Origin of the sequence: Leifsonia sp. CL147 (genome assembly GCF_900114565.1) — a bacterium.
Classification (GTDB): Bacteria; Actinomycetota; Actinomycetes; order Actinomycetales; family Microbacteriaceae; genus Leifsonia.
Map to the genome: position 1 here is coordinate 75,891 of NZ_FOTM01000014.1, position 26,773 is coordinate 102,663.

Sequence of the window (26,773 nt, forward strand, 5' to 3'; positions counted from 1 at the left end):
ACCGAGACCTGAGGAGTTCGCGCATGTCAACGATCCGTCCGGAGTCCGACCCGCACAGCCCTGAGCCGTACAGCCCGGAGCCCAGGAACTACAGCGGTGCCGCCGTCGTCGACCTGCCCGCCGTGGACGACGCTGTGCTCGCCGCCATCGCCGCGGGCAGCCACCACGACCCCCACGCGGTGCTCGGCCAGCACGAGGTCGCTTCCCCCGGGATCGCCGACCCGGTCACCGTGATCCGCACCCTCCGGCCGCTCGCCACCGAGGTCTTCGCGATCCTCGCGAACGGCGCCCACCTGGAGCTCGGCCACATCGGGTACGGCGTCTGGCAGGGCATCGACATCGTCGGCCCCGGCGCCTACGAGATCGAGGCGCGGTACGGGGACGGCAGCGTCTGGACCGCGGACGACCCGTACCGCTTCCTGCCGACCATCGGCCAGCTCGACCTGCACCTGATCGGCGAGGGACGCCACGAGACCCTCTGGACGGCGCTGGGCGCGCACGTGCGCGACCTCGGCGGTGTCGTCGGGACCGCATTCGCCGTCTGGGCGCCGCACGCCCGCGCTGTCCGCGTGGTCGGCGACTTCAACGGCTGGGACGGCACCCTGTACGCCATGCGGAACATGGGCGCCTCGGGCGTCTGGGAGCTGTTCGTCCCCGGGCTCGCCGAGGGCCAGATCTACAAGTACGACCTCCTCGGCCAGGACGGCCGCTGGGTCCGCAAGATCGACCCGGTCGCCCAGTCCGCCGAGACCCCGCCGGCGACGGCCTCCCGGATCACCGTCAGCCGGCACGAGTGGGCCGACGACGAGTGGATGCGCGCCCGCGCCGAGCGCGACCCGCACGCGGGCCCGATGAGCGTCTACGAACTGCACCTCGGCTCCTGGCGGCCGGGGCTCGGCTACCGGGAGGCGGCCGACGAGCTCATCGACTACGTCGGCGCCCTCGGGTACACGCACATCGAGTTCCTGCCGCTGTCGGAGCACCCCTTCGGCGGTTCGTGGGGCTACCAGGTGACCGGCTACTACGCCCCGACCAGCCGGTTCGGCTCGCCCGACGACCTCAAGTATCTCATCGACCGGCTTCACCAGGCCGGCATCGGCGTCATCCTCGACTGGGTCCCCGGCCACTTCCCCAAGGACGACTGGGCGCTCGCCCGCTTCGACGGCCAGGCGCTCTATGAACACCCGGACCCGCGGCGCGGAGAGCACAGGGACTGGGGCACCTACATCTTCGACTACGGTAACTCCCAGGTGCGCAACTTCCTCGTCGCCAACGCGCTGTACTGGCTGGAGGAGTTCCACGTCGACGGGCTGCGCGTCGACGCCGTCGCCTCCATGCTCTACCTCGACTACTCGCGCGAGGACGGCGAGTGGGAGCCGAACATCCACGGCGGCCGGGAGAACCTGGAGGCGATCGGCTTCCTGCAGGAGGTCACGGCGACCGCCTACAAGCGCAACCCGGGCACGGTGATGATCGCCGAGGAGTCGACCAGCTACACCGGCGTCACCGCGCCCACCTCCTCCGGCGGCCTGGGCTTCGGCCTGAAGTGGAACATGGGCTGGATGCACGACGCGCTGCAGTACATCCACGAGAACCCGATGTACCGCAGCTACCACCACAGCGAGATCACGTTCTCGTTCGTGTACGCCTGGAGCGAGAACTTCCTGCTGCCGATCAGCCACGACGAGGTGGTGCACGGCAAGGGCTCGCTGCTGACCAAGATGCCGGGCGACCACTGGCAGCAGCTGGCGAACGTCCGGGCGTTCCTCGCGTTCATGTGGGCGCATCCCGGCAAGCAGCTGCTGTTCATGGGTCAGGAGTTCGGCCAGCCCTCCGAGTGGAGCGAGGAGCGGGGGCTGGACTGGTGGATCCTCGACCAGCCGGCGCACCGGGGCCTGTGGAAGCTCGTGGCGCAGTTGAACGCCGTCTACCGCGACAACCCGGCGCTCTGGATCTGCGACAACGAGCCGCGCGGCTTCGAATGGCTGGACGGATCGGACGCGCAGGGCAACGTCCTCGCGTTCCTGCGGAAGGACCGGGACGGCGAGCCCATCGCCGTGCTGTTCAACTTCTCCGGCAATCCGCACACCGACTACCGTGTCGGGCTGCCCTTCGCGGGCGAGTGGGAGGAGCTCCTCAACACGGATGCGGAGACCTTCGGGGGCTCCGGAGTCGGCAACTTCGGCGCGGTGACGGCCGTCGACGAGCCGTGGATGGGACGCCCGGCCTCGGCGGTGCTGAACCTGCCGCCGCTCGGAGCGCTCTGGCTCAAGCCGCGACGCTGACGGCGGACGGCCCGCGAACCGAGGGGCTGACGGGCTGACGGGCCTTTCAGGCGCCTGAGTCGAGCCAGGCGCCGTAGCGGACGCCGTCCACGGCATTCTCCGGCACCAGGTTGCGCCCGGCGCGCCAGGTGGCGCCGAGGGGACCGCCGAGCCGGACCGGCAGAATGAAGCGGCGGCTGCCCGTGGCACGCTTGCGCTGCTCGGCGAGCGCCCGGGCGGACTCCACGCGCGGGCCGCCGATGTGGATGATGGTGTCGGGTTGGGCTCTGCCCTCGCGCATGCTCTCGCCGGCGTCGACGAGGACGCGGGCGACATCGGTGACCGCGATGGGCTGGAACTTCGTCCTGGTGGGCGACAGGAACGCGCCGAAAGGCCGGCCGCGGTCGATGATGGCGGTCACGAAGTCGTGGAACTGCGTGGCCCGCACGATGCAGGTGTCGAGTGCCGAGTCCAGATAGGCCCGCTCCTGCGCGACCTTGGCCCGGTAGTAGCCGTAGGCGGAGCGATCGGCGCCCACGATGGAGAGCAGCACCGCCCGGCTCACGCCGAAGCGTGCCGCCGTGTGCACGAGATTCTGGGCACCCGTCGCGAACACGTTCGCCGCCTGCTTGCCCAGCGCGTTGCTCGTGTCGATGACGACCTCCACGCCATCCACCGCCTCCTCCAGCCCGACTCCGGTCACGAGATCCGCGGTGACGTACGACGCCCCCGGGACGTACGGATCCGCGTCGTCGTCGGGAACCCGGCGTGCGGCGACCACCACGTCGTGCCCCCGCTCGATTGCTTCAGCGGTCACGGCCCGACCGGCCAGGCCGGTGCCTCCGACGACGAGAACACGGGACATGCGCAGTCACTCCTCCATTGGGGGCGAGCCCGGAGCGGAACCCGGCCTCCCGTGGGAGGGCCGACAGCGAGACGGGCGATGGTCGGCCGTCGGCCGCTGCGCGGGGGGACGTGCAGAGGGGCGGCTCAGTACAGCAGCGAGGCCAGCCTAGCCCGCGCCTTGCCCACACGCGGGTCGTCAGCGCCGACGATCTCGAAATACTCGAGGATGCGCGTGCGCACCTCCTCCTTGCCTGCGGCGTCGAGTGCCGGGAAGAGGGTGAGGAGGCGGTCGAACGCGTCCTCGACGTGCCCACCGGAGATGTCGAGGTCGGCGACGCCGAGCTGCGCCGCAGCATCCTTGGGCGCCTCGGCCGCCGCAGCGCGCAACTCCTCCGACGTGCGGCCGCTCAGCCGTGCCAGCAGGCTCACCTGCGCAAGGCCGGCCACCGCCAGCGAATCGCGCGGATCCTGCGCGATCGCCGTGCGGTACGCCTGGATCGCCGCCTCGAAGTCGCCGCGCTCGATCGCGTCGTACGCCTCCGCATGCAGCGGCGGCAGCGGCGGTTCGGGCGCCGGCTCCACGACCGCACCCTCCGCGTCTCCCGGCGCCTCCCCGCCCTCGACCGTGACCGTGCCGGTCACGCCGTTCTGGGCGGCGAGTTCGAGCAGCTGCTCGAAGACGTCGCGGAGCTGGTCCTCGGGCGGCGCTCCGACGAACAGCTGCACAGGACGCCCGGCGACGAGGGCCGCCACGGCCGGGACCGACTGCGCCTGGAAGGCCTGCGCGAGCTGGGGATTCGCATCCACGTCGACCTTCACGATCACCAGGCGGCCGCCGAAGCCGGCGATCAGGCGGTCGAGGAGCGAGGTGAGCTGCTTCCACGGCTCCGACCATTCGGCGCCGAGGTCGACGATCACGGGCACGCGCATCGACAGGTCGATGAAGTCGTTGAAGTTCGCGTCCGTGCCCTCGAAGTACAGGCTGGGCAGCGTCAGGGCTTCGGCGGGCGGGCGGCCGGTCGCCGACTCGGCCGGCGCGCCGGCCTGGGCCTGCCGGCTGACCAGCGAGCTGAGGTCGACGGCTCCGCGCAGGTTGGTGGGCGGCGGCGGGACGTTGCTCATTGTTCCTCCAGATGCGCGCTTCGTAAGCGGTGCGGCACGAGTATCAAGGATACTCGCGTCGGGCTCCCCGGTCCGCCCCAAGCGGCCCCGGGCGGCCCGGGTGGCCCGGGTCGGCCAGGACGGCGACTGCGGCCGCGGCCGGCTCGGCTCAGCCGACCTGCTTCGCCGAGACGAGGCCCTGTGCGTAGCCGAGCAGCCGGATCTTCTCCTTGGAGCCGGCCGGCGGGACGTAGAACGCCAGCTGGTAGTCGAACACCGACTCGATGCCGGTGTTGGAGGAGGCCACGCCGCTCAGCGCCGCCGTGGTCGCACCCGCGATGACCTGGGCTCCCGCCTCGGTGACCTTGTGCAGCTGGGTCTCGCGCGGGTTCACCCACACGATGGCGCCGGAGTCGTTCGTCGCCATGGCGATCACGTCGCCGGGACCGGTGCCCGGGGTCCAGGAGAGGGACGAGGTGTTGCCGAACTGCGCGGCCAGCTGCTGCTGCTGCTTCTGCTTCCACGCCGCTCCCACCTGCGGCTGCAACTGGTCGGACGCGCTGTCGAACAGGTCCGCGTACCGGCTCTTCTCGCCGTTCATCAGGATGTCGGAATACGCACCCGCCAGCTTCCCGGGGGGAAGGGCGAGCAGCTTCGAGTCGGGCGGGACGACCGCGGAGCCGATGCTCGCCGGCGCCAGGTTCGGGACCTTGGCCTTGGGCTCGAGCGAGACGGCGTACTCCACCTGATAGTTCTCGCGCGGCGTCGCCTGCACCATCGTGAGGGCGATCGGCGCCTGGTCGTTGCCCTTGGCATCCTTCGGCGTCTGGATCACGGCCGCGACCATACGAGGCCAGGTGTCGGTCGCCTGCGGGAGCGACAGCACGATAGGGCTGGCCGGGATGGCGGGAAGAGGCGGCTCGTCGGCCTTCTTCGCGCGGATGGCGTAGTTCGCCTCGCGGAGCTGCAGCGCCGGACCGGTGAAGCGGACCTTCGCCAGGTCGGGGCTGGCCTTGGCGTCGGCCTGGGCCGCCGAATCCGAGATCCGCTTGACGATGCGCTCGAGCTGCGGGACGGTGACCGCCGGCGGCAGCTGGTCCTTCGGGTTCGGCGCCTGGGTGGTGAGCGGCGTGGCGGTCTTCGCCGGCGTGTTCGATGCGCTCGTGCCGGCCGTGCAGCCGGTCAGCGCCAAGGCTCCGGCGAGGGCGGCGGGGAGGATGACGCGGGCACGCCGCGTGGAACGGCGTCCGCGCGGGGTGGTCTCGATCATCGCCGTCGGCTTGTACTTCGGGGCTTTCGGAAGCTTGGGCATCTTCGGACCGCTCTTGCGCCGTGGGCCGCGCGCGCGGCGGTGGGTGTAGAGCCCCCACAGATACAGGACGATGCCGATCAGGAGGAGGCCGAGGCCGCCGATGATCAGCGGGAAGGCCCACGGGGTGCTGGAATCCACAGGCCAGGTCACCGTCACGTGCGAGGGCGCCGGTTGGTCGCCGTCCGAGGCGACGATCACGCTGACGTCGTTCGGGATGTTCATCCGGGTGACCTGAGCAGCCGTCCCGTCGAACTCCTCGAGCCAGAGGTCGGAGCCGGCGGGGTTCGGGCCGCCGGCCTTCGTCGTCGACCCCGTGGCGGCGGTCGCGCCGGCGGACGCGGACGACGCCGGGCCGGGGGTGGGTGCCGGCGTCTCCGTCGGCTCCGGAGTCGCCGTCCCCGTGTCGTGTTCGTCGCCCGAGGGCGCCGGCTTGGCCGTGACGTTCTTCGTCGTCAGGGTGCCTGTGGTCTTCCGGTACCCGACGGCGACGTACTTCTGGTCTTCCAGCCACGCCTTCATGTCCGCTGTACGGCCGTAAGCCACCACCTGCTTGGTGGGGTCGGGCGCACCCGTCACCCGGAGGGTCTGCTGCCCGGGATGCGCGTTCAGCACCGACCCGTCGATCACCACGAAACGCGCGTCTCCGGCGATGGACGTGCCGGCCGCGACATGGGTGGGAGGCGCGAAGACGGTACGCTGGGCGATCCCGGCCACGATCATGACCGCGGCGACGACGAACGCGACGATGGCGAGTACGAAACGCAAAAAAGCTCCTCGTGTGCCGTAGTTCGGGGGCGGGCACAGTCCCCCGACGATATCGGACCTGCCTGAGAGGCAGCTAACCCTTCCGTGCGCGCAGGCGCAGGCGGTGCGGGCGGCTACCCCTGAATTGTAGGATCGACCCGGCACGCGCGCGGCGAGTCGACCCGAAGATCCCCCAGGAGTAGCAACAGTGGCCACCGACGAATCCAACTTCACTCAGGTCTTCCGAGGCTACGACAAGGATGAGGTCGACAAGGCGCTGCAGGAGCTGCGGCGCGAACTGATCAAGTCGAACACGCAGTCTGCGGACGCCCTCAAGGAGATCAAGCGGCTGCAGGCCCGGATCGAGGACCTGAACGCCGAGATCGAGGAAGTCGGCAGCCCGACCTATTCCGGGCTCGGCACCAAGCTCGAGAACACGCTCCGGGTGGCCGAGGAGCAGTCGACGCGCCTCATCGCCCAGGCCGACATCGACGCCGAGAGGCTGCGCGCCGGCGTCGCCGCCGAGATCGAGAAGATCAAGAAGGCAGGCGCCGCCCAGGCCGAGCGGGTGCTCGCCGACGCTCAGGCCCGCGCCACCACGCTGCTCGAGGACGCTCAGATCGAGTCGGGCGAGCTCCTCGCGAAGACGCGCTCCGACAAGGAGACCCTGCTCAACGACGCCATGCGGGAGGCTGCGGCCATCCGCGGAGCGGTCGCCACGGAGGCCGCGGAGGTGCGCGCCACGAGCAAGCGCGAGGCCGCGGCTGTTCGCGCGGAGGCGGACCGAGAGGCCGCAGAGCTGAAGGCCGTCGCCTCCCGGGAGGCCGAGGCGGCGCGCGCCGAAGCAGCGGAGCTCGACCGCACCATCGCCGCGCGGCGTTCCGAGCTCGAGAACGCACTGGCGGATGACCGCGCCGCCTTCGAGCGCGAGGCGGCGCAGACCCGCCTCGAGCTCGACCGCCGCGTGGCGGAGACCGCGGATCGACTCGCGGCCCAGGAAGCCGAGACCCGCAACGCGCTCGCCGCTGAGGCCGCCCAGGCCCGGGCGGACCTCGCCGCCGAGGTCGAGGAGCAGCGGTCCGTCCTCGCCTCCGACGTCGCACAGACCCGCGCCGACCTGGAGAACGAAGAGAAGACCCGTCGCCTCGCGCTCGCCACCGAGGTCGAGCAGACCACGAAGTCCCTCGCCGCGGAGGTTCAGCAGACGAAGGCGGCGCTGGCTGCCGAGGTCACGCAGACGCGCGCTGCGCTCGAGACCGAGGTGTCCACGGCACGGCGCGCGCTGACGGACGAGGTCGAGCGGACGAAAGCGGAGCTGGCCGACGAGGTCACCCGCACCCGTTCCGCGCTGACCGAGGAGGTCACCCGGACGAAGTCCGAGCTGGAGACCGAGGTTACGACGACGCGCTTCGCCCTCGAGAACGAGGTGACCTCCACACGGGCCGCCCTCGAGAACGAGGTCACCACCACGAAGTCGGCCCTCGCCGAGGAGGTCGAGCGGACGACGAAGCGGCTCGCCGATGACACGCTCCAGACCCGCACCACCCTGGAGAAGGAGAAGACCGAGACCCGCGCCACGCTCGAGGCGGACCGCACCGCGACCGCCGCGCAGCTCGCGGCCGACCGCGAGCAGACGGCGAGCGAACTCGCCACCGAGATCGAGCAGGCCCGCGCCCGTCTTGCCGCCGAGACGGACCGCCGGCGCCGCGAACTCGATGCGGAGGCAGCCGAGCTGCGAGCACAGCTGGCCACCGAGGTCGACGCGGCGCGTACCGCCCTGGCCGACGAGATCGCCCGCGAGAGGAGCGCCGTCGGGGCCGAGCTGACCGCGGAGCGCGCCCGCCTCGCCGCCGAGGTCGAGTCCACGACCTCGGCGCTGGCCACCGAGGTCGAGCAGACGAAGTCGGCCCTCGACACCGAGGTGACGACGACCAAGGCGGCCCTCGCCGCCGAGGTCGAGCAGACGAAGTCGGCACTCGAGGCGGAGGTCACCACCACGAAGGCCGCGCTGGCCGACGAGGTCGAGCGCACCCGGACCGGACTGGCAGCCGAGGTCGAGCAGACCAAGAACGAGCTCGCCGCCGAAGTGGAGCAGACGAAGTCCGCCCTGGAGACCGAGGTCGCGACCACGAAGTCGGCTCTCGCCACCGAGGTGGAGCAGACCACGAAGGCGCTGGCGGCGGACGTCGAGAAGACGAAGGCGACCCTCGCCGCCGAGACGGAGGAGACCAGAAGCCGTCTCGCCGAGGATGTCCGGCGCACCGCGCTCGAGCTGGCGGACCAACGCGAGTCCACCGCGAACGAGCTGGCCGACCAGCGGGAGCAGCAGCGACTGGAGCTCGAGCGCGAGTCCGAGCGCCTCCGGGTGGCCTTCGCCGACGAGACGCAGCAGACCCGGGCCGCCCTCGAGAAGGAGACGGCCGAGGCGCGCGCCACCCTGGCGCGAGAGCTGGCCGAAGCGCGCACGGCGCTGGAGGCGGAGCTCGCCGAGCGCAGAGCGGCCTTCGAGGAGGAGGCCGTGAACAACCGCACGGCGCTCGACGGCGAACTCGAACAGCTGCGCACCACGACCCTGGAGGAGGTCGCTGCGCGCACCCGCGAGATCGAGCAGGCACGCATCGACCTCGACGTCGAACTGCGCGCCCGCCGCGACGAGGCCGAGAAGGAGCACCTCGCACGCCACCAGGAAGCGGTCGCCCAGACCCAGAAGTACCTCGACGAGGCCAATCTGCAGCTGGCCGACGCGGTCAAGCGGACGGCCCAGGCCCGCTCCGAGGCGGAGGCCTTCCAGACCGAGGGCCGCCGCACGGTGACGGACTCGCGCAAGCAGGCCGAGGAGATCGCCTCCGGGATCGTCCGGGACGCGGAGGAGCGGGCTGCGGCCATCCTCGAGGAGACGGAGGAGAGGACGCAACGCCTGGTCGCCGACGCGGAAGAGCGGCTCGCCCAGATTAGGATTGAGCGCGAGGCGGTGGCCGGCTACTTCGAGAACCTTCGAGGCGTACTCCAGCAGGCCGAGCAGGTGTCCGCCGACCGCGACTGACCATCCGGCGTCACCGCCGACGTCCGATCACAGCCGGCGTCCGATCACCGCCGGCGTCTCGAACCTTGGGGGATACGTGAAGATCCAGAACCCGTTCCGCGTCGGCCTGATCGGTACGCTCGGCGTCGGGCTCGGGATCCTCATCCTCAGCTCGGTCACGAGCCTCGCGACGATCATCACCTACATCGGTGCCGCGCTGTTCCTCGCCCTGGGCATCGAGCCGCTGATCGCGTTCCTCGAGCGCCGGAGCTTCCCGCGCTGGCTGGCTCTCGTCGTCTCCCTCGTCGTGATCATCGGTGCTTTCATCGGCCTGATCTGGGCCATCGTGCCGGTCGCCGTCAGCCAGGCGACCCAGCTGGTCCAGAACACCATCACGTGGGTGAACAACGGCGGAGCCGAGAACTGGTTCCTCGGCCTCCAGCATCAGTTCCCCTCGGTGGTCAACCAGCAGAACATCGACGCCGTCACGCAATGGCTGCAGCAGAACCTGCCCGACATCACGTCGAAGGTGCTGCAGACCGGCGTCGGCATCGTCCAGGGCCTGTTCGGCGTCCTCATCGTCGTCATCCTGACGATCTACTTCACGGCGTCGCTGCCGAGCATCAAGCGCTCCGCCTACCAGCTGGTCCCGGCCTCCCGCCGGGCGCGCTTCGCCGACCTCGGCGACCAGATCACCGACGCCGTCGGCAAGTACGTCATGGGGCAGGTCGCGCTGGCGTTGGTCAACGGCGTGCTGAGCGCCATCTTCCTGACCGTGATCGGCGCGAAGTTCCCGATCCTGCTCGCGTCGATCGCCTTCTTCTTCTCGCTGATCCCGCTGGTCGGGACGATCACGGGCTCGGTCATCATCGTTGCGGTCTGCTTCCTCTCCGGGCCGCCGACCGCCATCACCGCCGCCATCTACTACCTGGCCTACATGCAGGTGGAGGCGTACTTCCTCAGTCCGCGCATCATGAACCGGGCCGTCTCCGTCCCGGGCGCACTGGTCGTCGTCGCCGCCCTGGCCGGCGGCACGCTGCTCGGCATCCTCGGCGCACTCGTCGCCATCCCGTTCGCCGCGGCGATCCTGCTGATCGTCAAGCAGGTCCTCATCCCCCGGCAGAACGAGCTCTAGAGCGGAGCGCTCTCCGCCGGCGGCCAGTGCGTCGGAAGGGGCAAGGCCGACGGGTTGAGGCGTTCGACGATCTCGCTGAGCACCCGGCGGGTCTGGTTCTCCCCCACCCACAGGTGCTTGCCGCCCTCCACATCCACCAGCTCGACCTGAGGCAGCGGGGCGAAGCGCTCCTCCGCCTCGGCCGGCCGGAGGTAGTCGTCGTGTTCCGGGATGAGGGCGACGATCGGCCGCCGGTCCCCCGCCCAGGCGGCCAGGTGCTCCGGCTTCGCGCGATGCAGCGGCGGGGAGAGCAGGATGACCCCGTCCACCGGGAACCCCCGCCCGTACATGAGCGCCAGCTCGGTGCCGAAGGACCAGCCCAGGAGCCAGGGATGCGGCAGGCCGCGCTCGGCGACGAACGCCATCGCCGCCTCCAGATCGAACCGCTCGCCGATGCCCTCGTCGAAGGCGCCCTCGCTGCGGCCCCGCGGCGACGACGTCCCGCGCGTGTTGAACCGGAGCACCGCGATGTCGGCCAGCGCAGGGAGGCGTCCCGCGGCCTTCCGGAGGATGTGCGAGTCCATGAACCCGCCACCGGTCGGGAGCGGGTGGAGCGTGACCAGCGTCGCGGCCGGTTCGCGCTCAAGCGGGCTGGCGAGCTCGCCGACGAGGGTCAGGCCGTCACGCGTGCGCAGTTCGATGTCCTCGCGACGAGCGGGCAGCTCGAGGCCCCCACGGATCTCCACCGGTGCGACCGACCCGCTGGGGTCGGTACTCATGGGGTCGATGCTCATACGATCCTCCAGCAGGACTCGTGCCAGTGTCGGCGTGCCGCGAGGTCCGCCGCGTCGCCCAGGACGCCGTCGGCCCGCCAGATGACGAGATGCGCCACCCCGGGCGGGATGTCGCGGCTGCACCCCGGGCAGACGTAGCTCTTCTGGGCCTGCGCCGCAGAGACGGGTTGCACATTCCACTCGACCCCACGTCGGGTCTCGGTGCGCCGCCAGCCGCTGAGCAGGCGCTCCAGGCCGTCCGGCTCTTCGTCCCTCGGGCCGTTGTGGCGGCCTCGGGGACGATTGCTGCGCGGCATCCTCCCAGTCTATGCGCGCTCAGAACGAGTCCGGTCAGTACCAGCCCTGGGACTCCCAGACCGACCAGGCACCGCACGGCGTTCCGTAGCGACCGGCGACATAGCCCAGACCCCACGTGATCTGAACACCCGCGTCGGTCTGCCACCCCGGGCCCATCTTGCTTCCGGGGAGAGCTTGCGGGATGCCGTACGCGCCGCTCGGATTGGACGCATTGACACGCCAGCCCGACTCGTGATTCCACAGCTGCACGAGGCAGGAATACTGGTCGTCTCCCCATCCCCGGTCGTGGACCATCTGGTAGGCGATCGCCTTCGCGGTGCCGGGGTCGGGGACAGGCGCCGAGGGGGCGCCGCTTCCACCCGACGACGACTTGGTCGGCGTCGGCGCCGGAGTGGGTGTCGGTGTCGGCGTTGGCTTCTGCTTGACCACCAGGGTGTCGCGCGTCACCGTCAAGGCTGCGGACTCGGGCGCCGTCAACGTCTGGGTCGGAGCGCCGCCGTAACGCGACGATGCGGGGATGTTCTGCTGCGCCTCCGCGTAGGCCGGCGTGGTGGTCGTGCCGGAGAACGGGTCGACCACGTTCACCAGCGCGAAGCCCACGGCCGCCGTGAATGCGAATCCCCAGAGGGCGCCCCGCGACCGGATGTGCGGACGCCGGGAACGTCTGAACGCGACGCCGACCGGGTTGGCCGGAGTCAGCGGCACGATGTCTGCTGCTTCTCGTCTACCCACGATCACAGAACGATAACGGAGATTCGGTCGAAACCCAAGAATCGAGCCGGCCATTCAGCGAACGGCCAGCATGACATCGGTGACGCTGTCGAGCAGCAGATCGACCTGGACCTCGCGATATCCGCCACGCTGCTCGCGGAAAGTGACCGTCCGCACCTCCTCGACACTCATCGGCCGACCGTCCTGGAAATAGCGCACCAGACGGTTCGCGAACCGATCGACGTCGTTGCGGTTGTACCCGAGCGTGAGGACGTTCACCCGATCGAACCGGTGGCCGGGAGGGCGGTCCAGCCGGTTCAGCACGACCTGCGCCGTGGTGCGCGCCTCCTCGAACCAGCCTGCGTCACCGTGCTTCGCCCGCGTCAGCTCCCGCTCGCGCGCCGCGAAGGCGTCTTCGAGTCGCTCGAGCGCCGCATCCACGTGTGTGGTCGAATACCCGCCCTTCGCCATCGCGAAGGCCACATGGCGGATGTCATCGGCCGTCAGCTCGGGCGTGTCCTGGTCGCCGTCATAGGCGCGGCGCGCCGTCTGCAGGAACTCATCCACCTGATCGACGTTGTAGCCCCGCTTGGACTTGGGGCTTCGGGGGAAGGTGCTCACTCCCCCATTCTGTCATCGGAAGACGAGGAAGAGGACGTAGGTGGCCGCTGCCGAGGGGAGGATGGAGTCGAGCCGGTCGAGGAAGCCGCCATGCCCCGGCAGCCACGAGCTCATGTCCTTGACGCCCAGGTCGCGCTTGATGAGCGACTCCGCCAGGTCGCCGGCCGTCGCCGTCAGCAGCAGCACGACACCGAATACGATGCCGAACCACCACGATTCGCCGAGCATGAAAACGGACAGCAGGATGCCTGCAATGACCGCAGCGGCGGCCGCCCCGGCGAAGCCCTCCCAGGTCTTCTTCGGGCTGATCGTAGGGGCCATCGGGTGCTTGCCCCACGACAGGCCGCTCACGTACGCCCCGGTGTCCACCGAGACGACGAGGATGAGGAACGCCAGCACCCACCACTCCCCGCCCGGCTCCGCGAGCAGCAGGATCGTGAAGCTGGCCAGCAGGCTGACGTACAGCTGGACGAAGACGCCCCACAGGACGTCCTTGCCGACCGCTCGCGGACCGCGCCGCGAGCGCGGGACGGCCACCTCCTCCACCAGTCGCCACACGACGACGACGAAGATGCCGGCCGAAAGCGACACGAGCTGGCCGCCGGCGTGCAGGAAGAACGTCGCCGGCACGATCCCGACCGCTGCGACCACGGACGGAATCCGGGGCACCCGTCGCCCGGAGCCCCGGAACGCCTGGACGAGCTCGAAGGTGGCGAAGCCCGCCATCGTCATCCCGAACACCAGGAACAGCTCTTTGATGAAGATGAGACTGACCACCACGAGGGCACCGACCGCGAGGCCGATGATCGTCGCGAGGACGAGATTGCGTCCGGTGCGCGCGGCGATCCGCTCGTTGGTGGCATCGAGCTGCGCCTTGCGCGCCTGAACCTGCCTCTCGAAGTCCGCACGGGTGGCCTGCACCTGGGCGCGGAACTCCTCCCGCGATCTCGCCTTGCCCCGGCGGCCGGGGCTGCTGTCCTCGCTCATCGGCTAGACCTCGAGAAGTTCGGCTTCCTTGCGCTTCAACGCCTCGTCGACGGCGTCGACGTGCGTACGCGTGATGGTCTCGAGCTCCTTCTCGGCCCGTGCCAGCTCGTCCTCGCCGATCTCGCCCTTCAGCGCATCCAGCTCGTCCTTTGAGCGGCGGCGGATGTTGCGGAGAGCGACCTTGGCGTCCTCGCCCTTGCCGCGCACGATCTTGACGAACTCCTTGCGGCGATCCTCGGTGAGCTCGGGCAGCGTGACCCGGACGATCTCGCCGTCGTTGCCGACGTTCGCCGACAGGTTCGGCATGTTGACGATCGCCTTCTCGATCTCCTTGAGCGCGGACTTGTCGTACGGCGTCACCAGGAGCACCCGCGCCTCCGGGTTCTGCAGCCCGGCCAGCTGCGCGAGGGGCGTCGGCGAGCCGTAGTAGTCCACGAGCACCTTCTGGAACAGAGTCGGATTCGCCCGGCCCGCGCTCACGGTGCCGAATTCCTCCTTAGCCGCGTCCACGGTCTTGCTCATGCGCTGACGGGCGTCGGAAATCACATCCGCGATCACGGTGTCTCCTTGTTCATCGGTGGGTCGCTGTCTAGTCTATTGCGCGCCTCGCGCCGCTCAGCCGAGCAGTGTCCCGATCTCGGCGCCGAGCAGGGCGGCGGTGACGTTGCCCGCCGGCTCGATCCCGAAGATCCGCATGGGCATCCCGTTGTCCATGCACAGGCTGAGAGCGGTGGAGTCGACCGCCTTCAGGTTCTGCTGCAGCGCCTCCTGGTGCGAGATCTGCTCGATCTTGCGGGCGTCCGGATTGGTACGCGGGTCGGCGTCGTACATCCCGTCCACGCCGTTCTTGGCGACGAGGACGACATCGGCGCTGATCTCGAGCGCGCGCTGCGCGGCCACCGTGTCGGTCGAGAAGTACGGCAGGCCGGCGCCCGCGCCGAAGATCACGACGCGGCCCTTCTCGAGGTGCCGCTCTGCGCGGCGAGGGATGTACGGCTCGGCCACCTGGGTCATCGCGATCGCGGACTGGACGCGCGTCTCGGCGCCCGCCTGCTCCAGGAAGTCCTGGAGGGCCAGCGCGTTCATGACGGTCCCGAGCATCCCCATGTAGTCGGCGCGCCCGCGGTCCATGCCGCGCTGCGAGAGCTCGGCGCCGCGGAAGAAGTTGCCTCCGCCGACGACGATGGCGATCTCGACGTCCTCGGCCGCCTGCGCGATCTCACGCGCGATGCCGCTGACGACGTCCGGGTTGACGCCCAGCTGGCCGGCGCCGAACGCCTCGCCCGAGAGCTTGAGAAGGACCCTGCGTCGCTGTGCTGGATGTCTCTGAGTGGCTGCCGACATGCGTGAGGAGCGTCCTTCCGTGTGGTTCTGATTAACGCTAGTGGGTGCGCGCGGGAGCCGGAGAGCGTCCCGCGCACAGAAAAGGAGTCCGGATCGTTGTCACGATCCGGACTCCTTCATCGTCTGCTTACGCGCCGACCTTGAACCGGGCGAAGCCGGAGACGGTGAGACCCGAATCCTTCAGCACCTGGGCGATGGTCAGCTTGTTGTCGCGGGCGTACTCCTGCTCGAGCAGGGCGACCTGCTTGAAGTAGGCGCCGAGACGACCCTCGATGATCTTCGGGAGCGCGGCCTCGGGCTTGCCCTCGTTGCGCGAGATCTCCTCGACGATGCGACGCTCGTTCTCGACCTCGTCGGCCGGGACGTCCTCGCGGGTGAGGTAGGTCGGGTTGGCGAACGAGATGTGCTGCGCGATGCTGCGAGCGGTCTCCGCGTCGCCACCGGCGTAGCCGACGACGACACCGACCTGCGGCGGCAGATCCTTGGAGGTCTTGTGCAGGTAGATCGCGAAGTTCTCGCCGTTGACGACGGCGATGCGGCGGAGCTCCACCTTCTCGCCGAGGATGGCGGCCTCGTCACCGATGAGCTCGGCGACGGTCTGGCTGCCGGCGAGGGCCGCGAGGCCCTCCTCGACCGTGGCCGCGCCGGCGGCTGCGACCGCGTCGAGCACCTTCTCGGAGAGGGCGATGAACTTCTCGCCCTTCGCGACGAAGTCGGTCTCGCAGGCGAGCTCGATCATCGTGGCGGTGCCGTTGCCGTTCTCCTTGGCCGCGACGAGGCCTTCGCTCGTGGAGCGGTCGGCGCGCTTCGCGTTGCCCTTCGCACCCTTCAGGCGCAGGATCTCGGTGGCCTTCTCGATGTCGCCATCGGCCTCCTCGAGCGCCTTCTTGGTGTCGACCATGCCCGTGCCGAGCTGCTCACGGAGTGACTTGATGTCGGCGATGCTGATGTTTGCCATGTTCTGACTGGAACCTTCTTCTACTCGAAGACTTCTGGGGGACGCGATTACTCGGACTCGGCGTCCGCGTCGGCGGCGACGGCCTCGACGGCCGGCTCGACCTCGGTGACCTCGGCGGCCTCGACCTCGGTGGCGGCAGCCTCGGTGGACTCGTCCTCGACGGCCACAACCTCGGCGATGGCCTCGCCCTCGGCGACGACCTCGGCCGAATCCGCCTTGGCCTCAGCCAGGTCTGCGTCGGCCGCCTTGGTGGTCTCGGCGCTCGCCTGGACCTCGTCGGAGGTCTGCAGGAGCTCCTGCTCCCACTCGGCCAGCGGCTCGGCGGGCTCTGCGCCCTCTTCCGGCTTCTGGTGACGCTGGATGAGGCCCTCGGCCGCGGCGTCGGCCACGATGCGGGTCAGCAGGGTGACGGAGCGGATCGCGTCGTCGTTGCCCGGGATGGGGTACTGGACCTCGTCCGGGTCGCAGTTCGTGTCGAGGATGCCGATGACCGGGATGCCGAGCTTCTTGGCCTCGTCGATCGCGAGGTGCTCCTTCTTGGTGTCGACCACCCAGAGCGCGCTCGGCGTCTTGCTGAGGTTGCGGATGCCGCCCAGCGACTTGTGGAGCTTGTCCAGCTCCCGCTTCTTGATGAGCAGCTCCTTCTTGGTGAAGCCGCTCGTGGTGCCCTCGAAGTCGAGCTCCTCGAGCTCCTTCATGCGCGCGAGGCGCTTGGACACGGTCGAGAAGTTGGTCAGCAGGCCACCCAGCCAGCGCTGGTTGACGTAGGGCTGGCCGACGCGGGTCGCCTGCTCGGCGATCGCCTGCTGGGCCTGCTTCTTGGTGCCGACGAAGAGGATCGTGCCGCCGTGGGCGACGGTCTCGCGGACGAAGTCGTACGTCTTGTCGATGTACGCCAGCGACTGCTGGAGGTCGATGATGTAGCTGCCCGAGCGCTCGGTGAGGATGAAGCGCTTCATCTTCGGGTTCCAGCGGCGGGTCTGGTGTCCGAAGTGGACGCCGCTGTCGAGCAGCTGGCGCATGGTGACGACGGCCATTGCCGTTCTCCTTTTGTTGCGGTTGTCTGCGACGGCCGGCGGCCGCCACTCCTGGTGCCCCGCGCGCATCCGCATCCCTCCGCTCGCACGACTGCCGCCGTGAGAATGGGTGGGAGACCGGTGGATGCGCGCCCCACCCCGACCAGCAGAACCGGCAGGGCGTTCGGGCACGCGTAGTCACTCCGATCAGCGGAGTGCTTCAGACATCGTAGCAGGAAGCCGGACTAGGCCGAGTCGCCGCTGGAGCGCACCTGGACCCCGCGCGCGCGACCACCCGCCTCGCGGAACAGCGTCTCGGCGTGCTCCAGTGCCATCCCGTTCGTCTCCGGGATCTTGAAGAAGACGAAGAAGAACGACAGCGCGGCGAAGACGGCGTACATGCCGTACGTGAACGGCAGCGAGAAGTCGGACATCGCCGGAAAGGAGACCGTCACGAGGAAGTTGGCCACCCACTGTGCGGCGGCCGCGACCCCCAGCGCCTTCCCGCGGATCCGGGTCGGGAAGATCTCTCCCAGAAGCACCCAGACAAGCGGCCCCCAGGAGGCGCCGAAGCAGACCACGAACACGTTGGCCGCCACCAGGGCGATCGGCCCCCAGGGGCTCGGGAGGGACACGGCTCCCCCCTGCTTGACGGCGAACGCGAACGACAGGGCCATGACGCCGAGCGAGAGCGCCATCCCGACGGACCCGGTGAGCAGAATCGGCCTCCGGCCCACGCGGTCCACCAGGAGGATCGCCACGATCGTGACCAGCACGTTGGTGATGGAGGTGATCACGGTGATGAGGAGCGAATTGCTCTCGGTGAACCCCACCGCCCGCCAGAGTGTCGTGGAGTAGTAGAAGATCACGTTGATGCCGACGAACTGCTGGAACACCGACAGGATGATCCCGATCCAGACGATCGGCTTGAGGCCGAGCCGGTTTCCCGCGAGTGTGGCCTTCGCGCCCTCCTTGTCCTCCTCGATGGCGCGCTGGATGTCCCCGATCTGCCGGTCGACGTCGTCCTCCGGCACCAGGGTCGTGAAGATGCTGCGGGCCTCGTCGCGACGGCCCGTGGCGAGCAGGAACCGCGGAGACTCGGGCAGCGTCAGCGCCAGGATGCCGTAGACGACCGACGGGATGACGCCGACGAGGAACATCCACCTCCAGGCCTCGAGCCCGAGCCAGAGCTGATCGTCGGCAGAGCCCGCCACCCCGGCGAGGAGCGCGTCGGAGAGCAGCGCCACGAAGATTCCGACGGTGATCGCGAGCTGCTGCAATGAGGCGAGACGCCCACGTGCCTGCCGCGGCGAGATCTCCGCGATGTAGGCGGGCGCGACGACGGAGGCGATCCCGATGCCCAGACCGCCGACGATACGCCAGAAGCCCAGGTCCCAGGCCGAGAACGCGAGACCGGCTCCGACGGAGCTGGCCAGGAAGAGGATCGCGCCGATCAGCATGACGCGCAGGCGTCCCCAGCGATCGGCCAGCCGGCCGGCGGCGAAGGCGCCGACCGCGCAGCCCAGGAGGGCGATGGCGACGATGAAGCCGGTGACGACGGCGTTCAGCGCGAAGTTGTGCTGCACCGAGTTGACCGCGCCGTTGATGACGGACGAGTCGAAGCCGAACAGGAACCCGCCGACGGCCGCGGCGATCGCGAGTCCCGTGACCCTCCTCCGCATCGCCGGGGTCGGCCGTGGTGCGTTCTCGTCCGTCGTTACGGTTGCGTTCCTGCTCTCGTCAGCCATGTCATCCCTCTTCGCGTCGCGCCCCCGCCGTTCGCGGCGCCCGGTGTGGGCGCCGCCCGGGGCAGACGTCACGGTACGCCCCGATCTCGCACCGGAGAAGCGCCGGGGTGCCGGGGTGAAGTGGTGCTGGGGGTGGAGTGCTGCTCACAGGGCGCAGGATGCGGGAGTTGTCCACGGACTCTGGGCGAAGCGGTCGTTCGATGCCGAGGCGGAGGCAGGCTGGTCGAATCGGCCCGGGCCACGCGGGAGCGGGCGATCAAGTGGAAGGTAGGGGGCCGGGATGCGGCTGACAAGAGTGGTGGAGCGTGCCGCAGGCGGGGTGTCGACCTTCATCCTCCTCGTGTTGTCGGTCGCAGGGACGCCTGCGAGCGCCGCGGCGGAATGGCGAGACGCTGGCGCGACTGCACTGGTCGACACCGCCTCCCTCCGCTCAGCCGAGTTGCCGGACGCGGCACCGCGATGGGAGTGGCCGCTGGCATCGCCTTCGCTGACGGCTCCCTACGCCGCCCCTGCGACCCGTTACACGGCTGGGCACCGCGGCATCGATCTATCCGCTGTCAGGGGCACGCCGGTGAGTGCGCCGGACGATGCGGTGGTCCGCTTCGCCGGCGTCGTCGTCGATCGGCCGGTGCTGACCTTGGATCACGGGGGCGGCATCCTCTCGAGCTACGAGCCGGTCGTGTCGGAGCTGCCCATGGGCACCGCGGTCGCACGAGGCTCTGTCGTGGGTGCTGTCGCCGGCGGCGGGCACTGCCAGGCGGCGTGCCTGCACGTCGGCGTGCGAGTGGAGGGCGAGTACGTCTCGCCACTGCTCTTCTTCGCTCGGGTGCCGCCGGCGATCCTCCTCCCCCTCGGAAGTCGATGACAGAGCCTCACGCCCGCGGGTGCGCCAGGCGGTAGGCCTCCTTGAGGCGTTCGGTGGAGACGTGGGTGTAGATCTGCGTGGTGCCGAGGCTCGCGTGTCCGAGGAGTTCCTGCACAGCACGGAGGTCGGCTCCCCCGTCGAGGAGGTGCGTGGCAGCGGTGTGGCGGAGGGCGTGGGGTCCGGAGGGACCGCGGCCAGGGATATCGGCCAGGAGCCCGGCCACCAGCTGGTAGACCGCGCGGGTCCCCAGGCGCGCTCCCCGGGTTCCGAGGAACAGGGCAGGACCCGACGCCGGCACGGCGAAACGCGGTCGCCCTTCGCGCAGCCAGGTGCGGAGTGCTCGCAGCGCCGGGACCCCGAACGGGACCACTCGTTCCTTCGATCCTTTGCCGATCACGCGCACCGTCAGCCGATCGAGGTCGACATCGTCGACGTCGAGTCCGGTGAGCTCGGAAACGCGGATCCCGGCCGCGTAGAGCAGTTCGATCACGGCGACATCCCGCACGGATCCCGGGTCTCCATCGGCTGCCCGCGCGGCCAGCGACTCCAGGATGCCGTCCATCTGCTCGCGGTTGATCACCCGAGGGAGGGTCTTGTCCGCCTTCGGCGCCCGGAGCCGCGCGGCGGCATCCGCAGGCTCGCCGGTCCCATCGGTCGCGTCGGCGACGCGTGCCAGCCATGTGCTGAATCCCCGCGCCGACGCCGAGCGACGGGCGAGCGTCGCCTTGGCCAGTCCGCGCTGGGAGCCCTCCCACAGCCAGTCGCGATACAGGTCGAGCGTGAGTCCCGCAGGAGTCTCCACGCCCCGTTCGCTCGCGAACGCGGCGAGCGCCGCCAGGTCCGCCCGGTATGCGCGGATCGTCTGAGGCGAGTACCCCCGCTCCACCCGCAGGTGACTCTCGTACTGCTCGATGGCGGACGACAGATTCACCTGTTCAGCTTCGCCCCGCCCGTCGTCCTTATCCGTCAGCGACGCGCCCGGAGGGTTCTCCGCAGCGGGCACGGGCGATGAAGACCGCAGTATCGCGAGTAGCTACGCGCTCAGCCGCGGATAGTCCGTGTAGCCTTCTGCGCCTGCGCCATAGAACGTGGCCGGCTGGGGCTCGTTCTCGGGATGCGCGCCCTTCCAACGCTCCACCAGGTCCGGGTTCGCGATGGCGAGCCGGCCGACCGCGACGGCGTCGGCGTGCGCGCCTTCGACCAGAGCGATCGCCTCGTCGCGGGTCGTGAGACCGCCGAATCCGCTGTTGACGATGAACGGGCCGTTGAACCGCTCGCGCAGCTCCTGCACGAGCTCGCCCGTAGGATCGGCGTGCAGAACGCTCACGTACGCGAGACCCAGCGGCGCGATCCCGTCGATGACAGCGTCGTAGGTCGACTTTGCATCGTCGAAGTCCTCTTCGAGGGCACCCTGGATGTTGTGCATCGGCGAGAGCCGGATTCCCACCCGCCCGGCGCCGACCGCTTCCGCGACAGCGGTTGTCACTTCGACGACGAATCGGGCGCGGGCTTCCGGCGACCGGCCGTAAGCATCCTCACGGTGATTCGAGGCCGGCGAGAGGAACTGGTGCAGCAGGTATCCGTTGGCGCCGTGTAATTCGACCCCGTCGAGACCCGCAGCGAGGGCGTTCTTCGCCGCTGTCACGAATTGTTCCCGCACGGTCGCGAGCTCGTCGGTCAAGAGCGCGTGCGGCACCGGGAAGGCCACCTTGCCGTTCGGTCCGTGCGTCGAACCGTCGATGGCGATGGCACTCGGGGCGACGATGCGGTCGGTCCCGGTGATGTCCGTGTGCGATACCCGACCGCCGTGCATGAGCTGCATGACGATGCGTCCGCCCCTGGCGTGCACGGCGTCGGCCACGGCACGCCAGCCTTCGATCTGCTTCTCGGTGACGATCCCCGGCTGACCGGGGTATGACCGGGACTCGTGACTCGGGTACGTACCCTCGCTGATGATCATGCCGACGCTCGCCCGCTGCGCGTAGTGCTCCGCCACCAGGGGTCCCGGAACGCCGAGCGCACCGGAACGCGTCCGCGTCAGCGGCGCCATGACGACGCGGTTGGGCAGGTGCAGATCGCCGAGGGAGACGGGCGAGAACAGGTCCATGGAGAGGGTGCCTTTCGGATGCGGGATCGCGCGCGGCTGCAACGCGACCTCTTGCCGCAACTGGGAGTGCGCGGACGCTATTCCGCTTGGACCCCCTGTGACCGTGTTTCCGAGGCTTCTAGCAGAAGCAGACAGCGAGAGCCCGTCGGCGGCCGTCAAAGCCGCATCGGGCAGACCGCGAGCCTCACAAAGCGTCGACACCGCCGCACCGACGCGTTCCATGGGAACACTTCGTTGCTGCCCAACCGAACTGAGTATCAACGGCGACCACAATTTGTGCACTCATGGAATTCCGCTCCGATGCGCTGCGACGACCTACTTGTTCAGCGCTCCCCGGGGTAGGAGGTAGGAGTCACCTACCGGGGCCGCGATCTCCTTACCCCAGGTCAGCGCAATCTGTCGGATGAGGCCTTCGACGTTGCTGGATCTGACGGTCCCCGCCGTCCATCGGTGGACCTCAAAGGGGAACAGTATCTCGTCGTTCTGGCTCTGGACGCTGAATACCAGGACGTTGCTGCAGCTTGCTGCCGCCCGGGGTCTGTCCGATGAAGGGTGTTTCTGGGCCGGCGGTCATTAGGGCGTGTTCATAAACGCGGTTTTGACGCGCCATGAGTGAGGCCGGTGGTTGGATCTGTAGCGGTAGCCGCGAGCACGAACCAGCCATTCAAAAGGCCGAGCACGAAGGTCATGAGCAGAGTGATGGTCGTGTCGAGGATCGTGAGCGGGGCGACTACCGCCGGCGACGTGTTCCCCGGCTGGGCGCATTCGATGCGTTGCTGCAGCTCACGGCGAGCCTGGTGCCGCACCGGTTCCGGGGCAGACGCGTAGCGTTGGATTCGTTCGTCCATGAGGCGGAGGTCGTCGTGGACGTGGTCGATCGCGGCGCGCTGGATGGGGTCGCGTAGCGAATGTCGTGGAGCCGCGCGACGGCGTTCGAGGCGGCGTCCCCGAGGTGGCTGCGAGCATTGCTTTCCCGCCACCGGATGACGATGCTCCTCACGAGGTGGCCTCCAAGTTGACGTACGAAAGGATCCGCCAGCGGTCGGGCAGTTGCTGCTGGAGCGCGGCCTTCGCGGCCGGGTAGTTGCCCTCGCTGGTCAGCGTCTGGACTTCTTGGACGCAAATCAGGCCGGTGGCGATGACGCGGCCGCCGCACGGCATGGCGTTGTGCACCTGGATGAGTTCGTACCCGTCGGGCACCTGCGCCTCGACCAGCTCGCGCGCGCTGCCGGCCTCGGCTTCGGCCGAGATCTCCGTGACGCGGTGGACTGGATCATCGCCTGTACCCGCATACCGGGAGCGTAACCGGAGCCTCAGACGTTTCCGCGCTGCAGCGCGCAGTTCAGACCCGCGGCCGCCCGCGCGCCTCACGTCTGGCGGTAGTCACGTACCGTATCGGAAAAGGTCGTCGAGGTCGCACGCGTCGCTAGCATCGTCGGTGTTGTGCGGGCGACGCCGAGACAGGCAGTCTAGAGGCCAGACTTCACTTGCAGGGGCGGCAGTTTGGATGCGTCGATGCTCCATTGTTGGTCGCCCGGTCGCCACATGGCCGCGCCTTCGTCGATTGAGGTGATAGCCCAACTCACCAGGGTGCAAAGAGAGCGGCCTCTGAACAGGGCATGGGTGGCGGGGTCCCAGGCCTCGGGGTTCGCTCGACGAACCAGCGGAGCTTGCGATGATTGGTCATTACAATGCACGTATCTGCCCCAGTTGTCATGGCTGAGGGGTAACCATCCTTCACCGACACCGAGTGCCGGATCGTATCCCGGTGTCCCTTCGCGGCCCAACGGCAGGATAACGTCCTCATACAGGCGGAGAGCATCCTGCAAGGAGGCGTTCTCAAGGTACGGAATCGGGGCCGCGCTTGATGCGCCGTCCGCGGGAGAACGCCAGCCGTTGGCCCATTCGAACCAGGTGAGGACTTCCTCTGGTGCGCCAAGACCGGCTGCATGAAGCAGGCTAGTAGCTTCGGCCCGGTCGAGGCCAGGCAGAAGCATGTCGTTCACTGGAACCCCCGCGCCCGAGAGCGTGGCTCGCAGCCTTTCGAGAAGAACGTCAAGGGCCTCGCTGCCCGTTTGCTCCGCGCTTGGGCCATCAGGGGTGAGGTTGATGTTCATCGGCTAGCGCACATCCATGTAGTGGTGGGGATGACGGATGGCAGCGGAATCACGAGAAACTGTCTTCCGATCTGGTCTGTCTGAGGGATAGAAGCGAAGCACTGCTTTGCGAAGTTGCCGTAGCTTCCGCCCTGGGATGCGTTGTCTCCGGCGGGGATCAGCCTGAGTGAGGGGCTACCGTCGGGGTATCCCTCGTTCGTTGCGTAGTAGGGGTACTCATCGCATTGCATTCCAGCCACGGGAGCTGGGCAGCCAGGGGATCCGTACCATGAGGGGTTCCGCAGCTTTCCCGCAGCGATCTTTTCGACGCTGCTGGAATAGGTAAGTCTGAGCCAAGCGGGGTTCGAGGCGATCGCTTCGCGATCGTGTTGCGTTGCTTCTGGTGATGACCCTGCCGTGAAGAAGATCGCGGTGTTGTCGCACGAATCTTCGTCAATGTTCGCTCCGGCGTCGAGGGCTTTCGAAAGCTGATCGTTGCACTCCTCCGCGTTGTCGACATCGATCTGCGATGGACTCGAGTTCGTCCACGGCGAGGACACGTTGGGGGCGGGTGTCGGAACTTGAGGCGTAGGCGCCCCGGTCTTTGCTCGATCCTGAGCGGCCTTGGCAGCTTGGTTGGCCTCCCACGTGGGGTCCTGCCGTGACGGAGCGCTCTTAGGAGCTACCACGACGGGGCCCGTCGACGTTGGACATTGGATGCTTCGCATGTCAACCCACACGCAACCGCCCAGAAGCTGCACGTCGTAATCCAGGTTCGCGAGTTCGGGGTGCGCTGCGGTGACGGAGGCGGTCGTCGCGATGCCTGCTGCAGCGAGCATTCGTGTTACCTGGTGTCGCGTGAGTGAACTGAGGTAGGCCTTCAGGAACTCGGCGAGTGACTTTCCTCCGGCTGTCGCGGTATCGCAAGCAGCTTGCTGATCATTTACCGATCCAACGCTGTGGGTTCCGACGGGAAAGAGGGTGAAGCATGCCTCCACGAGAGGCATGCCGTCGACAGCCGCTAACGCCATGGTTAGCGCCGAGTTCAGGTCATGACCAGCATGAATGTTCTCGCTGACCGGCGTCCACTCAGCGATAAGATCCGGCTGCGGATTTGGCTGCCCTGCAACGGTAACTACCGCGCGAAGCGCGACCACCTTAGGAATCTGCTTGCCCGCGGCATAGAAGTGCAGATCTACCGGTGCCGAGTCGTTCACCTTGAGCGACTGTATGAATTGCGCGGTCCCGTCCGTTGCCTGGCCCCATAACTGAACGTAACAGTAGAACGTCCCGCCTTGGCACACTGCCCCGGTTTCGGTAACCCTGGCTGCATGGGCGGTGACGTCGTACGACAGCAGGCCATTGTTGTCGCGCATGAGCGCGTCCACCGAAAGCGACACGGCCTGCTCTTGCCATGGGTCGTCGACGTTGACCCAGTCTGTTGGGAGGTCCGGCGGTACTGGGGATGGTTGCCCGGCAGCGGTGACGACGGCCCGGACGCCGTCTATCTTTGTAAGCTGTTTGCCGGTGGCGGTGAAGTGCATATCTAGTGGAGCGGAGTCGTTAACTCTGAGGGTCTGGACGAGCTGTGAGGTACCGTCGGCCGCCGATCTCAGAAACAGTTGCACGCTGCAGTAGAACGTCCCCCACGCACAGACCGCGCCGGTCTCGGTGAGTCGTTCCACGTGCGCCGTGACGTCGTAGGACAGGAGGCCGCTGGAGTTGCGTGTGACCGAATCCACGGACAGCGACACAGTTTGAGGCTGCCATCGGTCACTGACCTGCTGCCAGTCCGTGACGACGTCGGGCGTATCGGCGCGACCCACCGTGGCGATCGCGCGGATCGCCACAATCTGTGGTGAGGAAACGATCGCCGTGAACTGTGAGGTCGAATCGCCACCACCAATCGCCTTGATGGCGAGTGTGTTTGCCTTCGCGTCGCCGACATATTGAACCTGAAGAGCGACGGCACAGTTCGACCAGTAGACGGAGCACACTCCCCCGGGTGCATTCAGGCCGGAATACGCGGCGTTGGCGTCATAGCTGAGCGATCCCGACGGCGTCCGACTGATCGCGTTGACCGTGAGGGAGACGCCTTGTCCAGCAAACGCAGGGGCGACTCCACCAAGAGTCCAAGATGTCAAAATAACCGCGATCGCGAGAATCGCCCGCAGAACCCGCTTCAAGCGATCCCCCAAAATCCGAACCCGAAGACATGTCCTCGAAGCGTATGGACGCGTGGTCAACGCTGTCTACCACCCCATTCGGGTCACGACCGACCGCGAAGCCGAATCGTGTTCCGGGCGCCACTGGCAGGCAGGAGAGGGAGGGCGCGATGAGTTCGGCATCGATCTGGACGCTAATCAACTGGACCTTCCAATTCGTTGGCTGATGCAATTCGCACCATTGTCGTCACCACATCACGGACGGCGATGTAGTCACCAGAGTCACTCTCTTCTCCGTGCGCAATTTGCCCGGTCGCGGGGCCTTGGAGGGTGCGTCTCGTAGCGTGGATGCTCCTATTGCTGTCAAGCGGCCTGCGGTGTTTCGAGTTGAGCGAGCGCGAGGTTCGCGCGTTGTTCGAGTTCGGGGTCGGCGCGGGTGCCGATCTCGAGTCGTCGTAGCCGCTGGTAGGGGACGCCGAGCGTTGCGGCGAGGACACTGATCGGTGTGCCGATCGCCTGTCGGCGTGCCCGGAGTTCGCGTCCGACCGGGTTGTCGGTGGCGGGGTTGAGCAGGGCGGCATAAACCTCGTTCGCGACGTGTCGTTTCAGGCAACGCATGATGTCGCGGTCGGTGAGTTGCTCCGCGCGGCGCCGTTCGAAG

The 26,773-nt window shown here is 68.5% G+C and carries 23 protein-coding genes and 1 pseudogene; 4 read left to right on the forward strand and 20 right to left on the reverse strand.

Annotated features, from left to right (window positions below; genetic code table 11):
- The first annotated feature begins 23 nt into the window (after positions 1 to 23).
- A complete protein-coding gene (glgB, locus tag BM287_RS12650; protein WP_090040176.1) occupies positions 24 to 2,285 on the forward strand; it encodes a 1,4-alpha-glucan branching protein GlgB in 2,262 nt (753 codons plus the stop codon).
- Between the two features lie 46 nt (positions 2,286 to 2,331).
- Here the strand turns inward: glgB and BM287_RS12655 are convergent, their stop codons facing one another.
- The 3 genes from BM287_RS12655 to BM287_RS12665 form a co-directional block, all read right to left on the reverse strand.
- On the reverse strand, positions 2,332 to 3,129 hold the full coding sequence (locus BM287_RS12655) for an SDR family oxidoreductase (protein ID WP_090040178.1): 798 nt from the start codon (positions 3,127 to 3,129) through the stop codon (positions 2,332 to 2,334).
- 125 nt (positions 3,130 to 3,254) lie between these two features.
- On the reverse strand, positions 3,255 to 4,232 hold the full coding sequence (locus BM287_RS12660; RefSeq protein ID WP_090040182.1) for a tetratricopeptide repeat protein: 978 nt from the start codon (positions 4,230 to 4,232) through the stop codon (positions 3,255 to 3,257).
- 148 nt (positions 4,233 to 4,380) lie between these two features.
- The gene (locus tag BM287_RS12665; protein ID WP_090040185.1) at positions 4,381 to 6,288 is read right to left on the reverse strand and encodes a DUF8094 domain-containing protein; all 1,908 of its coding nucleotides are present in this window, start codon (positions 6,286 to 6,288) and stop codon (positions 4,381 to 4,383) included.
- A gap of 187 nt (positions 6,289 to 6,475) precedes the next feature.
- On the opposite strand from BM287_RS12665, the gene BM287_RS12670 reads away from it, so the two are divergent.
- Entirely contained in the window at positions 6,476 to 9,310 is a 2,835-nt protein-coding gene (locus tag BM287_RS12670) for a DivIVA domain-containing protein (RefSeq protein ID WP_090040188.1), read from the forward strand.
- 76 nt (positions 9,311 to 9,386) lie between these two features.
- A complete protein-coding gene (locus BM287_RS12675; protein WP_090040191.1) occupies positions 9,387 to 10,424 on the forward strand; it encodes an AI-2E family transporter in 1,038 nt (345 codons plus the stop codon).
- Here BM287_RS12675 and BM287_RS12680 read toward each other — a convergent pair.
- The 10 genes from BM287_RS12680 to BM287_RS12725 form a co-directional block, all read right to left on the reverse strand.
- Positions 10,421 to 11,182, reverse strand: coding sequence for an alpha/beta hydrolase (locus BM287_RS12680; protein ID WP_090040255.1), 762 nt, complete (start codon positions 11,180 to 11,182; stop codon positions 10,421 to 10,423). The two genes, BM287_RS12675 and BM287_RS12680, sit on opposite strands and share 4 nt — an antisense overlap.
- A gap of 11 nt (positions 11,183 to 11,193) precedes the next feature.
- On the reverse strand, positions 11,194 to 11,493 hold the full coding sequence (locus tag BM287_RS12685; RefSeq protein ID WP_090040193.1) for a hypothetical protein: 300 nt from the start codon (positions 11,491 to 11,493) through the stop codon (positions 11,194 to 11,196).
- Between the two features lie 34 nt (positions 11,494 to 11,527).
- Positions 11,528 to 12,226 (reverse strand): aggregation-promoting factor C-terminal-like domain-containing protein, encoded by a 699-nt coding sequence (locus tag BM287_RS12690; protein WP_244528244.1) that lies wholly within the window; start codon positions 12,224 to 12,226, stop codon positions 11,528 to 11,530.
- A 54-nt stretch (positions 12,227 to 12,280) separates the two neighbouring features.
- Complete coding sequence (locus tag BM287_RS12695; protein WP_090040199.1) at positions 12,281 to 12,826, reverse strand: DivIVA domain-containing protein; 546 nt, start codon at positions 12,824 to 12,826, stop codon at positions 12,281 to 12,283.
- Between the two features lie 12 nt (positions 12,827 to 12,838).
- Positions 12,839 to 13,813: a phosphatidate cytidylyltransferase gene (locus BM287_RS12700; protein ID WP_090040201.1), complete on the reverse strand. Its 975-nt coding sequence runs from the start codon at positions 13,811 to 13,813 to the stop codon at positions 12,839 to 12,841.
- Between the two features lie 3 nt (positions 13,814 to 13,816).
- Positions 13,817 to 14,371: a ribosome recycling factor gene (gene frr, locus BM287_RS12705; protein WP_090040203.1), complete on the reverse strand. Its 555-nt coding sequence runs from the start codon at positions 14,369 to 14,371 to the stop codon at positions 13,817 to 13,819.
- A gap of 57 nt (positions 14,372 to 14,428) precedes the next feature.
- Positions 14,429 to 15,157 carry a UMP kinase gene (pyrH, locus tag BM287_RS12710; RefSeq protein ID WP_090040205.1) on the reverse strand — a complete coding sequence of 243 codons (729 nt, stop codon included), beginning with the start codon at positions 15,155 to 15,157 and terminating at the stop codon, positions 14,429 to 14,431.
- Positions 15,158 to 15,284: 127 nt separating this feature from the next.
- Positions 15,285 to 16,115, reverse strand: a complete 831-nt coding sequence (tsf, locus tag BM287_RS12715) for a translation elongation factor Ts (protein ID WP_090040208.1) — start codon at positions 16,113 to 16,115, stop codon at positions 15,285 to 15,287.
- A gap of 47 nt (positions 16,116 to 16,162) precedes the next feature.
- A complete protein-coding gene (gene rpsB / locus BM287_RS12720) occupies positions 16,163 to 17,152 on the reverse strand; it encodes a 30S ribosomal protein S2 (RefSeq protein WP_090040211.1) in 990 nt (329 codons plus the stop codon).
- A gap of 224 nt (positions 17,153 to 17,376) precedes the next feature.
- Positions 17,377 to 18,813, reverse strand: coding sequence for a sugar porter family MFS transporter (locus BM287_RS12725; protein WP_090040213.1), 1,437 nt, complete (start codon positions 18,811 to 18,813; stop codon positions 17,377 to 17,379).
- 346 nt (positions 18,814 to 19,159) lie between these two features.
- Here BM287_RS12725 and BM287_RS12730 point away from each other — a divergent pair, with 346 nt between their 5' ends.
- Entirely contained in the window at positions 19,160 to 19,744 is a 585-nt protein-coding gene (locus tag BM287_RS12730; protein WP_090040216.1) for a M23 family metallopeptidase, read from the forward strand.
- Positions 19,745 to 19,751: 7 nt separating this feature from the next.
- On the opposite strand, the gene BM287_RS12735 is transcribed toward BM287_RS12730, so the two are convergent.
- The 7 genes and pseudogenes from BM287_RS12735 to BM287_RS17865 all read right to left on the reverse strand — a co-directional run.
- The gene (locus BM287_RS12735; protein WP_090040219.1) at positions 19,752 to 20,675 is read right to left on the reverse strand and encodes a tyrosine recombinase XerC; all 924 of its coding nucleotides are present in this window, start codon (positions 20,673 to 20,675) and stop codon (positions 19,752 to 19,754) included.
- A 102-nt stretch (positions 20,676 to 20,777) separates the two neighbouring features.
- Positions 20,778 to 21,851 (reverse strand): alkene reductase, encoded by a 1,074-nt coding sequence (locus tag BM287_RS12740; protein WP_090040221.1) that lies wholly within the window; start codon positions 21,849 to 21,851, stop codon positions 20,778 to 20,780.
- A 584-nt stretch (positions 21,852 to 22,435) separates the two neighbouring features.
- Positions 22,436 to 22,699, reverse strand: a complete 264-nt coding sequence (locus BM287_RS17575) for a hypothetical protein (protein ID WP_139230673.1) — start codon at positions 22,697 to 22,699, stop codon at positions 22,436 to 22,438.
- A 148-nt stretch (positions 22,700 to 22,847) separates the two neighbouring features.
- The gene (locus BM287_RS17580; protein WP_139230674.1) at positions 22,848 to 23,051 is read right to left on the reverse strand and encodes a hypothetical protein; all 204 of its coding nucleotides are present in this window, start codon (positions 23,049 to 23,051) and stop codon (positions 22,848 to 22,850) included.
- Positions 23,052 to 23,320: 269 nt separating this feature from the next.
- Entirely contained in the window at positions 23,321 to 23,968 is a 648-nt protein-coding gene (locus BM287_RS17585) for a hypothetical protein (RefSeq protein ID WP_139230675.1), read from the reverse strand.
- A complete protein-coding gene (locus tag BM287_RS17590) occupies positions 23,965 to 26,133 on the reverse strand; it encodes a NucA/NucB deoxyribonuclease domain-containing protein (RefSeq protein WP_139230676.1) in 2,169 nt (722 codons plus the stop codon). The genes BM287_RS17585 and BM287_RS17590 overlap by 4 nt, the downstream gene beginning before the upstream one ends.
- Before the next feature lie 342 nt (positions 26,134 to 26,475).
- Positions 26,476 to 26,773 (reverse strand): annotated as a pseudogene (locus BM287_RS17865) (hypothetical protein); the annotation flags it as partial.